Annotated in this window: 11 protein-coding genes; 5 read left to right on the top strand and 6 right to left on the bottom strand. The window is 66.2% G+C overall.

Annotation, left to right across the window (positions count from 1 at the left end):
• Positions 1 to 18: 18 nt before the first annotated feature.
• A complete protein-coding gene (locus tag ACV959_RS07605; protein WP_475739271.1) occupies positions 19 to 1,500 on the top strand; it encodes a DegQ family serine endoprotease in 1,482 nt (493 codons plus the stop codon).
• Positions 1,501 to 1,539: 39 nt separating this feature from the next.
• Here the strand turns inward: ACV959_RS07605 and serB are convergent, their stop codons facing one another.
• Complete coding sequence (serB, locus tag ACV959_RS07600) at positions 1,540 to 2,436, bottom strand: phosphoserine phosphatase SerB (protein ID WP_475739270.1); 897 nt, start codon at positions 2,434 to 2,436, stop codon at positions 1,540 to 1,542.
• Positions 2,437 to 2,463: 27 nt separating this feature from the next.
• On the opposite strand from serB, the gene miaA reads away from it, so the two are divergent.
• Positions 2,464 to 3,390, top strand: a complete 927-nt coding sequence (miaA, locus tag ACV959_RS07595) for a tRNA (adenosine(37)-N6)-dimethylallyltransferase MiaA (RefSeq protein WP_475739269.1) — start codon at positions 2,464 to 2,466, stop codon at positions 3,388 to 3,390.
• Here the strand turns inward: miaA and ACV959_RS07590 are convergent.
• Positions 3,306 to 4,196, bottom strand: a complete 891-nt coding sequence (locus ACV959_RS07590) for an RMD1 family protein (protein WP_475739268.1) — start codon at positions 4,194 to 4,196, stop codon at positions 3,306 to 3,308. The genes miaA and ACV959_RS07590 overlap by 85 nt on opposite strands.
• 136 nt (positions 4,197 to 4,332) lie before the next feature.
• Here ACV959_RS07590 and fdxA point away from each other — a divergent pair, with 136 nt between their 5' ends.
• On the top strand, positions 4,333 to 4,671 hold the full coding sequence (fdxA, locus tag ACV959_RS07585) for a ferredoxin FdxA (RefSeq protein WP_475739267.1): 339 nt from the start codon (positions 4,333 to 4,335) through the stop codon (positions 4,669 to 4,671).
• Positions 4,672 to 5,205: 534 nt separating this feature from the next.
• Here the strand turns inward: fdxA and ACV959_RS07580 are convergent.
• Positions 5,206 to 5,412: a hypothetical protein gene (locus ACV959_RS07580; RefSeq protein ID WP_475739266.1), complete on the bottom strand. Its 207-nt coding sequence runs from the start codon at positions 5,410 to 5,412 to the stop codon at positions 5,206 to 5,208.
• 511 nt (positions 5,413 to 5,923) lie between these two features.
• On the opposite strand from ACV959_RS07580, the gene ACV959_RS07575 reads away from it, so the two are divergent.
• Positions 5,924 to 6,613, top strand: coding sequence for a CarD family transcriptional regulator (locus ACV959_RS07575; protein ID WP_475739265.1), 690 nt, complete (start codon positions 5,924 to 5,926; stop codon positions 6,611 to 6,613).
• A gap of 65 nt (positions 6,614 to 6,678) precedes the next feature.
• Here ACV959_RS07575 and ACV959_RS07570 read toward each other — a convergent pair whose 3' ends face one another.
• From ACV959_RS07570 to ACV959_RS07560, 3 genes are all read right to left on the bottom strand, one after another.
• Entirely contained in the window at positions 6,679 to 7,566 is an 888-nt protein-coding gene (locus ACV959_RS07570) for an RNA polymerase factor sigma-32 (protein WP_475739264.1), read from the bottom strand.
• A 118-nt stretch (positions 7,567 to 7,684) separates the two neighbouring features.
• Complete coding sequence (locus ACV959_RS07565) at positions 7,685 to 9,157, bottom strand: M48 family metalloprotease (RefSeq protein WP_475739263.1); 1,473 nt, start codon at positions 9,155 to 9,157, stop codon at positions 7,685 to 7,687.
• Positions 9,138 to 9,974, bottom strand: a complete 837-nt coding sequence (locus tag ACV959_RS07560) for a nuclease (protein ID WP_475739262.1) — start codon at positions 9,972 to 9,974, stop codon at positions 9,138 to 9,140. The genes ACV959_RS07565 and ACV959_RS07560 overlap by 20 nt, the downstream gene beginning before the upstream one ends.
• A 131-nt stretch (positions 9,975 to 10,105) precedes the next feature.
• Here ACV959_RS07560 and ybgF point away from each other — a divergent pair, with 131 nt between their 5' ends.
• A complete protein-coding gene (gene ybgF, locus ACV959_RS07555) occupies positions 10,106 to 11,107 on the top strand; it encodes a tol-pal system protein YbgF (protein WP_475739261.1) in 1,002 nt (333 codons plus the stop codon).
• Positions 11,108 to 11,120 lie beyond the last annotated feature (13 nt).

Raw genomic sequence — 11,120 nt, 5'->3', positions numbered from 1 at the left:
CCGCAGGAGACATCACGCATGACATCCGTCTTTCGTCGCGCCGCGCTGGCGCTCGCGACGGTTACTACTTTGTGGCTTTCGACCCCCGCCTCGGCGAAAGGGCCGGACTCGCTCGCCGATCTCGCCGCACAGGTCTCGGACGCAGTCGTGAATATCTCCGCGACCCAGACGATCGAGGCCAAGCAGGGAAAGAACGGCGACATGCCGGGGCTGCCGCCGGGCATGGGCCCGGGCGCGCCCTTCGACGATCTGTTCGAGGAGTTCTTCAAGCGCCGTCATGGCCAGGGCCTGCCGGAGATGCCGCGCCAGCGCAAATCGTCCTCGCTCGGCTCTGGCTTCGTGATCGACGCCGCCGGGATCGTCATCACCAATAATCACGTCATCGCCGACGCCAACGAAGTGACCGTGATCTTCAACGACGGGCAGAAACTGAAGGCGGAGATTCTCGGCAAGGATCAGAAGGTCGATGTCGCCGTGCTGCGCGTGAAGCCGGAAAAGCCGCTCAAGGCGGTGAAATTCGGCGACAGCGACAAGGCTCGCGTCGGCGACTGGGTGCTCGCCGTCGGCAATCCCTTCGGCCTCGGCGGATCGGTCACGGCCGGCATCGTCTCGGCGCGCAACCGCAACATCGACAGCGGTCCCTACGACAACTACATCCAGACCGACGCCTCCATCAACAAGGGCAATTCCGGCGGTCCTCTGTTCAACATGGACGGCGAGGTGATCGGCATCAATACGGCGATTCTCTCGCCTTCCGGCGGTTCGGTCGGCATCGGTTTCGCGACGCCCGCCAACACAGTGCAGCCCGTGATCGAACAGCTTCAGCAGTTCGGCGAGACCCGGCGGGGCTGGCTCGGCGTGCGGATCCAGAACGTCGACGACGCGATCGCCGAGACCCTCAATCTCGGCTCGGTCCGCGGCGCGCTGGTCGCCGGGGTGGACGATAAGGGCCCCTCGAAGCCGGCGGGAATCAAGGCCGGCGACGTGATCGTGAAGTTCGACGGCAAGCCGATCAAGGAGTCGCGCGACCTCCCGAAGCTCGTCGCCGCGACCCCGGTCGGCAAGGATGTCGAACTCGTCATCATCCGCGGCGGCAAGGAGGAAACCAAGCGGGTGAAGCTCGGCCGCCTCGAAGACGGCGAAAAGGTCGCCTCGAAGGAGTCGGGCAAGGACAAGCCCGAAGCCGCGGGCCCCTCGTCGCAGTCCGCGTTGGGAATGGAGCTTTCCCGGCTGACGGACGAGCTTCGCGCGCGCTTCCAGATCAAGGACACGGTCAAGAGCGGGGTGCTCATCACCTCCGTCGACCCTTCGTCGAGCGCCGCGGAAAAGCGGCTTCAGCCGGGCGAAATCCTTCTGGAGGTGAACCAGGAGCCGGTGAGCGATCCGGCTGACGCCGTGAAAAAGATCAAGGCGCTGAAGGACGCCGGCAAGAAGACCGCGCTTTTGATCGTCGCCAACGGCCAGGGCGACGCGCATTTCGTCGCGCTGCCGGTGGAATAAAGATCATCGCCCCTCTCCCCCTCGCGGGAGAGGGGCGCCTCATTCCGAAAACTCGCTGCTACGATAGCCCTGCGCATATAACAGCGCCGTGAGATCGGCGCAGTCGACGCGGGCGTCTGCGGCCTCCGCCACTTTCGGCTTGGCGTGATAGGCGACGCCGAGACCCGCCTCGCGCAACATGTCCAGATCATTCGCGCCGTCGCCGATCGCGAGGGTCGCCGCGCGCGAAAGCCCCAGCCTTTCCCGCAAACCCGCAAGCGCGGCGCGCTTGCCTTCCCTGCCCTGCACCGGCTCCATCACCGCGCCGGTCAGGGCGCGGTTTTTGATCACGAGCCGGTTCGCGAACGTCTGGTGGAAGCCGATGCGCTCGGCGACCGGCTGCGTGAATTGCGTGAAGCCGCCGGAAACCAGCGCCGTATGCGCGCCATGCGCGCGCATGGTCTGCACTAGGGCGCGGGCGCCGGGCGTGAGCGTGATTCGCGAAACGAGCGTTGCGATCTGGTCCAGCGTCACGCCCGCGAGCAGCGCCACGCGCTCCTTCAGGGCCGATTCGAAATCGAGCTCGCCCGCCATGGCGCGCTCGGTGATTGCGGAAATGCGGTCGCGTATGCCGGCGAAATCCGCCAGTTCGTCGATGCATTCCTGCTCGATCATGGTCGAGTCCATATCGGCGACGAGGAGGTTCTTGCGGCGCGTTGCGGCCGGCTGCACGACGACGTCGACCGCTTCGCCGGCGAGCGCGCCCCGCAGCCGCGCGCACAAGTCGCGCGCCTCGCCGGCTTCCAGAAAGGCGTCGGCCGCGACATCTGGCGCGAGCCAATTCAGCGCAACGGCGCCGAACCCCGCCTCGCACAACGCGCGCCGCGCGGCGGCGTCGCTCAGGGCGGCGCCCTGCCCCGCGACAAAGGTCGCGACCAATGATTCCGGCTTTGACATCGTGCCCGTTCGAGCCGCAATAGCGCCATGTCCTCGCGCGCCATTCTCATTGCAGGTCCGACCGCCTCGGGCAAGTCCGCGCTCGCGCAGAAAATCGCGAAGCGCATCGGCGGCCCGGTGGTCAACGCCGATTCGATGCAGGTCTATCGCGATCTCCGGGTCATCACCGCGCGACCGACGCCTGACGAGGAGGCGGCGGCGCCGCATTTTCTTTTCGGCCATGTCGACGCGGCGGTGAACTATTCCGTCGGCCGCTATCTTGCCGATCTGGCCGGGACGCTGCGCGACCTTGACGCGCGCGGCGTCACGCCCGTCGTGACGGGCGGCACCGGCATGTATTTCAAATCGGCGCTCTACGGCCTCTCGGACATTCCCGCCGTGCCGGAGGAGGTGCGCGCACAGGTGCGCGCCGCGGCGCAGGGCAAGAGCCCGCATGCGCTTCATGTGGAACTCGCTGCGAAAGACCCGGAAACCGCCGCGCGCCTGCGCCCGACCGACCCCCAGCGCATCCTTCGCGCGCTGGAGGTTTTCGCAGCCACCGGCAAGCCGCTCGCCGCTTTCCAGGGTCCGCGCGGCGCGCCGCTGCTCGACGCCGCACGATGTCCCGCCTTCTTTCTCGCGCCGGAGCGCGAGACGCTTTACGCGCGGATCGACGCGCGCTTCGACAGGATGATGGAGATGGGCGCGCTGGACGAGGTTGCGGCCCTACGCGACCGCCGCCTCGACCCGGCGCTGCCCGCGATGCGCGCCCATGGCGTTCCTGGCTTGATCGCCTATCTGGACGGAATTCTGCCGCTCGACGAGGCGATCCGGCGCGGCAAGCGCGACACGCGCCACTACGCCAAGCGTCAGTTCACTTTCGCGCGGCATCAATTGCCGGGTTTCCAGTGGCTGTCCGGAGCGGAAGCATGTCCCGCCATCGAGGCGGCGTGCAGCGCCCGCAACTGGTGCTGACCCGCGAACATCTGAAAGAGCGACAGCACGATCTCCATCGCGATAAGAACGATGATGATCCATTCCAGCCGCACGGAACGGTCGGCGTCGATGATGTCGGTAAGGGCGCGCGCCGTCTCGCCGATGACGTCGATCTTGGCGTTGAGCGTCCGGCCGCGCGCCTCGAGTTCATATTCGTCTTCGAGGCGCGCATAGAGGCGTTCGAGGTCGGGGCGATCCCAGAGCACGTCCGGCTTGTCCTCGACCGCCACGCGGCCCGTGACCCGATGGCGCACGAGGAGCGTCTGGCCGATCAGCTCCAGCATGGCCTTTCGGCGCCAGGGCGGACGGCCCTTGCTGGCGAGTTCGGCGGCGAAGGGCTCCACCGTGTCGAAGACCGCGTTGACGCGCCGCTCGTCGCGCGCGAGCGCCACGCTTTTCGCCAGGGCGTCGGCGATCACAAGAAGGCGCGGCTCGGAGAGATCCTTCACCGCCAGCCTGCCGTTGGTGAGAGCCTTGTCCTCGCCCTCGTGATGGGTCTCGATAACGAGGGTCTCGTCGTCGCCGCGCGACGCGCCCGCGACGCGCGCGCCAATCTTAGAGACGATCTCGTCCTCCTCCAGAGGGGACAGCCCGAACAGCACGGCGACGCCGAAACGATAGAGCACCGCGAAGCCCGCCTGGCCGACATGGAAAGCCAGAGGCGCCGTGGACACCAGATCGGCGCGCTCCAGACCGGCGGTGTCGATGCGTTCGCCGAGCAGCAGCGCCCGCGCCGTCATGGTCTGAGTGACGGGAAGTTTTGCCCTCAACTCGACTTCAGTCATGACCCGCTCACTTGCAAAAGGCGCGCTTCCATCCGGGACGGCGCGCTCGAAATCCCTTCCATGCATGCCTTGCATGACGGCGGCAAAAACGCTAGCTAGCGCAGCAATCGGCGCGGCACGCTCAAGAGAGCCTCACATGACTTACGTCGTCACGGAAAACTGCATCAAGTGCAAGTATATGGACTGCGTGGAAGTTTGTCCGGTGGACTGTTTTTACGAGGGCGAGAACATGCTCGTCATCCATCCGGACGAATGCATCGACTGCGGCGTGTGCGAACCGGAATGCCCCGCGGAGGCGATCAAGCCGGATACGGAAGAAAATCTCGAAAAGTGGCTGCAGCTCAACGCCGAGATGGCGCAGAACTGGCCCAATATCACGATCAAGCGCGAGCCGCCGGCCGACGCCAAGGAATGGGACGGCAAGCCCGGAAAATTCGAGGCCTATTTCTCGGCCGAACCTGGACAGGGCGACTGACGCGCCCGCGCCGCGCGGAGCGTGCGGCGCCGTATCCTTGGGCGGCGAATCGACGCGCCCCGCGGATTGGCGCCGGGCGCCCGAGAAGCGAAAGGTTTCCACATCCTTAACGACACAAAATAACCACTGAATTTCCGAACTTTAGCTTTGTTCTGCCCCTGCGCGCGGCCCATCCGCGCGGCCCGGCGCCTTTGATTTTTGCCCCGCGACATGATATATACTTTTTCAATCCTCGCCGTCTCAATCGGCGGCCGAGTTAGATGAGTTCCGCCTCGCAGCATGAGAAAGCGCGACCGAAGATAGCGGCCGTGGAGATAAGTCCGCTCGCGCCTCTAGCTAAGGTGTCAGTTCTACAGACTTGCTCACCGGCCTCTCACATGCCGGCGAGGCAAGGGGTCTGCAGGATTGTCCCGTCTCCACAGCGGGACGTGAAAGGAGTAGCCCGCGTATGCCGTCCGCCAAGAAGAACGAGAAGACCAAGGAGGCCGGCGCACGCGCGTCGGCGCGTTCTCGGGCGTCGGCGGCGAAAACCGCTCAATCGACCCGCACGCGCGCCGGGAGCAAATCGAAGTCGAGCGCCGGCAAGGGCAAGGCGACCGCCTCCACGGCGTCCACTGTGAAATCATCGGCAAAGGCAAAGAGCGCCGCGACCCGCGCCAAGTCGGCAGCGAAGCGCGCGGCGACCGCCGCAACGAAATCCGCTGCGAAGACCGCGAAAACCGCTGCAAAGACTAGCGCCAAGGCTCAGGCGAAAGCCGCGGCGGCCGGGCGCGCTTCCGCCCGGACTCCGGCGAAGACCGCCGCCCGCTCCGCGGCCGCCGCTCAAAAGTCGGCGGCGAGAAACGCGGTCGGGAAGGCTCAACGGTCGGCGACGAGCGGGGCGACAGCGAAGCAGCCGGCGAAGTCGGCCGCCAAGGATTCCGTCGAGCGCTCCGCCAAGAGCGTTACGACGGCGACGGCCAAGAGTGCGGCGATCGGCTCTGCCGTCATAGCGAAACCGGCCGAAGCGCCTGCCGCCGCTCCGAAGCAACGGCCCCGGCAACCGCCCGTTTCGGCGTCTGCAAACGTCGCATTGGCCAAGATCGCTTCCAGGCCATCGGCCGCGCCCGCCGCGGCGATCAGGACGCCCGCCGCGCAGGACTCCGGCGCGCGCGACGTCCGCCCCTCTTCCCCCGCAAGGAGCGCCGCGCCAGCGGGCTCTGCGACGGACGGAAAGATCTCCCCACCCACGACAGCCGGCGAAGATAAAGAATTGGCAAAAAAAACCGAGCACCCTGGGACGGCCAGCGCCGTCGCTTCCGAGAAGACTGCAACCGAATCGAAGGCTGTCGCGAAGGCGACGCCCCCGCAGGCGCCCGCCAAGGCGAAGCTGGCCGCCCAGAAACACGGCTTCAAACTGAACGAATTCATCGTCTATCCGGCGCATGGCGTCGGCCAGATCGTCGGCGTCGAGACCCAGGAGGTCGCCGGCTTCAGCCTGGAGCTTTTCGTCGTGTCCTTCATCAAGGACAAGATGATTCTCAAGGTGCCGGTGACCAAAGTCGGCAATGTGGGCATGCGTAAGCTCGCCGAGACCAATGTCGTCGACAAGGCGCTCGCGACGCTGAGCGGCCGCGCGCGCGTCAAGCGCACCATGTGGTCGCGTCGCGCCCAGGAATATGAGGCAAAGATCAACTCGGGCGATCTCGTCACGATCGCGGAGGTCGTGCGCGACTTGTATCGTTCCGACACGCAGCCCGAGCAGTCCTACTCCGAGCGCCAGCTCTATGAGGCCGCGCTCGATCGCATGGCGCGCGAGGTTGCGGCGGTTCGCAAGCTGATCGATTCGGAAGCGCTGAAGCTGATCGAGTCCTTCCTGCAAAAGGGCCCGCGCCGCGGCCAGAAGACCGACGGCAATGCTGCTGACGACGCCGACGAAGAGGATGTCGACCGCGCGGCCTGATTTGGCCCGCCTCCGATACTTCCAAAAAAAGCCCCCGGTCGACGCCGGGGGTTTTCATTTGGACGTCAGATCGCTGGCGGCGCCGCTTCCTCTGGCGCATCGTCGTCCCGCAGACGCGACAGCGCACGACGTAACTTCGTCAGCGCGCGGCTTTCAATCTGGCGCACGCGCTCCTTCGAAATGCCGAGCTTGTCGCCGAGCGTTTCGAGCGTCACAAGATTTTCGGTCAGTCGCCGCTCCTTCACAATGCGCAATTCGCGCTCCGACAGGATCGCCAAGGCGTCCTTGAGCCAACGCGCCCGCCGGTCCGAATCGAGATTCTGCTCCACGACTTCGTCTGGCAGCGGCGCGTCGTCCACGAGGAAATCCATGCGCTGCGCTGATCCCGTCGAGTCGTCGTCGACGAGTTGCGCGTTCAGCGACACGTCCGACCCCGACAAGCGCGAGTCCATCATTTCCACGTCCGTGCGGGAGACGCCGAGTGTATGGGCGATGCTCTCGTAAGCCTCGTCTGGCGACATGGCGTTGGGGTCGCGCGCCAGACGAGCTCGCAGGCGGCGCAGATTGAAGAACAGCGCCTTCTGCGAGGAGCTAGTGCCGCCGCGAACAATGGACCAGTTGCGCAGGACGTAATCCTGAATCGAGGCGCGGATCCACCAGGTCGCATAGGTCGAGAAGCGAACGTCGCGCTCGGGAGCAAACCGCGCCGCCGCCTCAAGCAGGCCGACATGCCCTTCCTGCACGAGGTCGGCGATCGGCAGCCCGTAATGACGGAACTTCGCGGAGATGGCGATCACGAGCCGCATATGGGCGGCGGTCAGTTTGTGAAGCGCATGACGATCTCCCCTTTCTCGCCAGGCGATGGCCAGCTCTTTCTCTTCTCCTCTTTCGAGAAAGGGGGCGTCGGCCGCCGCCTTCATGAGTTCTCTGCCGAGGCCGGGAAGATACGCCATGGTTCGATCTCCATAGCGCGCTATCTCTTTAAAGCGACGTAGCGAGATATCCGCGCGTTTTGAACAGCTCTAAGCGTTCAACCCGCAGGGCGGCGTCGTGTTCCCGGCGCTTCCTGTCCTACTCCGTTACGATTTTGTAACGTTCGCCGGGCGTCACCGGTTCATTCTCATCCAAGCCGTTGAGAAGACGGAAATATTCGAGCGGTCGGTTGGGCGTCGTCATATGCCCCGCGAGGCTCTCGACCGTGTCGCCGGGGCCGGCTGTGATTACCGAAATTTTAAGCCCGTGCGCCTCGCGAGCTTCCTCCGGCGTGATCCGGCGAAAGGTCTGGATCGACTCCATGAACTCCTTTTCCGCTTGATCCGTCAGGGCCTTGGCCGCGAAGATCAGACGGTAGAGATAATCGCCGGACTGGATGACCGCGAGGCGGAAGTTCCATTCCCCCGCGCGCGCCGTGGCGGTGACCGCCGGAAGCCCGTTGATATCCATTTTCTTCACGGACGACTGAAGAAGTCCGTCCACCCACCCCGAACCGACATAGGCCTCAAGGCTTTCGAAATTGGGGTTCCGCACGCTGTCAAGCCGCAGCGCCTCATTGTCCGCCTGACGGACGCCGAAGACCGCCTCGCTCGAATTTTCGAGCAGGAAGCCCTCCGGAGCGGTGAAGGCGAATCGCAAGCGCGGATGCGTGAATTTGCGGCCGCGGACGTAGCCCTCCATCGGATCGTCGCCGAAGGCGACGCCGTTGATGGCGGCGAGATAGCCGTTGCGGTCGCGCGTTCCGATGCCCGGCGCGCCGATCTGCCGTGCGGCGGCGACGGCTCTCGCGACGCGTTCGGGCGTCGAGGGATGTGTCGACATGATGTCGAAACCCATTGATTCCTTTCGCTTCCCGTAGAGGGCGGCGCGAAGCTCCGAGGAACGGCCGAGCGCGGTGAGGAAACGCGAGGCGCCATAGGGATCGTATCCCGCGCGGGCGATCACGCGCACGCCGGTTTCATCGGCGTCGAGTTCCTGCTGGCGGGAGAAGCTCGCCACGGAAAGGCGCTGGGTCGAACGGACCTCTTCGCCCTTCTGCTTGTTCTGGATGACGGAGGCGGCCTGAGAGATGACAGCCGCCTCGCGCTCGCGTTCGGCGCGCAGGGCGCTGTGCCGCAAAGTGACATGAGCGATCTCATGCGCCATCACGGCAGCCGCCTCCGAGGCGTCCCCGGCCAGCGCCAGCAGCCCGCGCGTCACATAGAGATTGCCGGAGGGAAGCGCGAATGCGTTGACGACCGGCGTATTGAGAATCGTCACCTTGTAGGCGGTCTGGCCGGGCGTATCGCTCGCCTGGGCGAGCTTGACGAGAATGCCGTCGAGATAGCGTTCGGCCGCAAGCGCCTGATACTCGCCGCCGAACTGGGCGACGAGTTCCTTGTGCTGCACCGAGGCGCGGTTCTCGGGCTTGGGCATCGCGGGCCGCGTCGGCGGCAGAGGCGCAGGCGCGAAGACCTGCCCCTGCTTCTCGAGTTCGGCGCAGCTCGCGAGCGCGAAAACGGCGGCGGCGACGAGCAGCCGCCTTGAGACGTCAGGGCGAAACGGTTTCAATGATCTCGATTTCGGCTGGCGTGGAAATTTCCATGCGCGGTCCCAAACCTGTTTCAATAAGTCCTCGTACGCGCGCGCGCCGACCAGCGAGAGAGTTCAGCGCGATTCCAGACCGCGCGAAGATAGCCAAATTGCGGCGCAAAATCACGACGGAGAAATCCTCCGCGCGCTTTTCGCCGAAATTCAGATAGACGGCGCCCCGCGTTTCCGCGACCGAACGGATTTTGCCCTCGACGATCGTCAGTCCCTTGCGCCGCAGCAACGCCGCATTGGCGCCCGGCGCCGCGGGATCGACGGGCCGAGCCGCGGGATCAGCCCACAGCCCCCGCTCCGCCGCCCGCCCCGCGGCCTCCGCGGCCAGATAGGCCGTCGCGCAAGGGGAGGCGGCGGGGTCCGGACGGAAACGGGCGAGCCCCTCTTCCAGAAGCGCCCCGCCGACGGAGACGAGCGGGGCGTCGGCCCCCTCGCGCAGGGGCGCGAAGAGGCGCGCCGGCAGATGTCCCCATCGGTTGGGGCCAGCAGCGAAGGCGCCCAGAAAGACGTCGCGCCCCGCGAGCCAGTCCGCAAGACGCCGGCGGGCGGCGGCGCGAAGTTCCGGCGCGCCTTTTTCAGGCGTGGGGGGGAATTCCAGCCCGGTCAGCGCCGCGCGCCGGCCGTCGTCGAGCAGAAGATCGAAGTCGTCATCGATGGCGGCGACGGCGGCTGGAACCGCGTCTTCCAGCGAACAGGGACCGTTTTCAGGCGCCGGCGAACCCGCCAGCGCGGGAAACGCCAAAAAAATGAGCAGAAAGCGGGAAGCAAAAAGCCGGCGGCGCATATGTTCAAGGTTAAGATCGCGACGCAGCCGACGCAATTCGCCCCAATTTGGCCGAAAGCGCGTCTATGATGCGGTGCATGCATGTTTTGACCGGCCGCCGGCGCGGCCGCCGTATCGCCCCGGCGACCCCCATGATGTCTCGTCTCGTTCTCGCCGCCGCCCTCCTGCTCGCTTCGGGCGCCGCGCGCGCCTACGACCCTTACGGCGTCGCGCGGCCCGATTCGGGAGTGGAGCCCGCACAGTCCTACAATCGCCCGCCCGCGGATATCGACGGCGGGCCGATCGAACCCGACGCCGGACCGGACGCCGCCGCCATGGTCACGCGGATCGACCGGCTGGAGCGCGACATCCGCCGTCTCACGGGACAGAACGAGGAACTGCAACACAAGGTTCAACTCCTCGAGGAACAGTTGCGCGCCGCGAAAGAAGCCGCGCCTCTCGCCGGCGAGGCGCAGAGCCGTCCCGCCGCCGCCCCGTCGTCGACGCCCGCCTCTGGGACAGGCATGCGCCGTGGCGACGCCTTCGACCCCGCTATTGACCCTGCGGCGCCCGGCGCGCCCAGGCCGTTGGGCTCCACCGCGCCTTCCGCGCCCCTCCCCGTCAACGCCTCCAGGGCCACGGGGTCGATCGCCGCCGCCCCGCCGGTGCGCGAGGTCGGCCAGCCGCTTGACATCGCCCATGGCCGGCTTGTAGGCGAAGAATCCGCCGCTGCGCCCGCTGAAATCGCGCCGGCGCCCGCCGCCGTTCCGCCGGGCCCGAAGGAAGAATACGAGGAGGCCGTCGCGTCGCTGAAGGCGGGCCGCTTCGAGGCGGCCGAGAAATCGCTGACGGCGTTTCTCGCCAGGAACCCCAAGAGCAAATTCGTCCCGGCGGCGACCTTCAATCTCGGCGAGAGCTTCTTCCTGCGCGGCCGTCATCGCGAGGCGGCGGAGAAATACCTCGAAATCTCCCAGAAATATGGGCAGTCGGCCCAGGCGCCGGACGCCCTGTTGCGGCTCGGCCAATCACTCGGCGCGATGGGGGCTAAGGAGCAGGCCTGCGCCTCGTTTTCCGAGATCGGCATGAAATATCCCGGCTCGGCCGCGCGGATCCGGGAAGCCGCCACGCGCGAGAGCAAAAAGCTCCAATGTTGACCGCGCGCCGCGT

This window comes from Methylocystis sp. Se48 (genome assembly GCF_056269425.1).
The sequence above is the reverse complement of the archived record's forward strand: the minus strand, read 5'-3'. Positions and strand labels throughout refer to the sequence as shown.

Bases quoted from the DNA above. Each gene is read 5' to 3' on its own strand.
- ACV959_RS07605 (WP_475739271.1), top strand. From the start codon at position 19: ATGACATCCGTCTTTCGTCGCGCCGCGCTGGCGCTCGCGACGGTTACT.
- fdxA (WP_475739267.1), top strand. From the start codon at position 4,333: ATGACTTACGTCGTCACGGAAAACTGCATCAAGTGCAAGTATATGGAC.
- miaA (WP_475739269.1), top strand. From the start codon at position 2,464: ATGTCCTCGCGCGCCATTCTCATTGCAGGTCCGACCGCCTCGGGCAAG.
- serB (WP_475739270.1), bottom strand. From the start codon at position 2,436: ATGTCAAAGCCGGAATCATTGGTCGCGACCTTTGTCGCGGGGCAGGGC.
- ACV959_RS07590 (WP_475739268.1), bottom strand. From the start codon at position 4,196: ATGACTGAAGTCGAGTTGAGGGCAAAACTTCCCGTCACTCAGACCATG.
- ACV959_RS07560 (WP_475739262.1), bottom strand. From the start codon at position 9,974: ATGCGCCGCCGGCTTTTTGCTTCCCGCTTTCTGCTCATTTTTTTGGCG.
- ACV959_RS07570 (WP_475739264.1), bottom strand. From the start codon at position 7,566: ATGGCGTATCTTCCCGGCCTCGGCAGAGAACTCATGAAGGCGGCGGCC.
- ybgF (WP_475739261.1), top strand. From the start codon at position 10,106: ATGATGTCTCGTCTCGTTCTCGCCGCCGCCCTCCTGCTCGCTTCGGGC.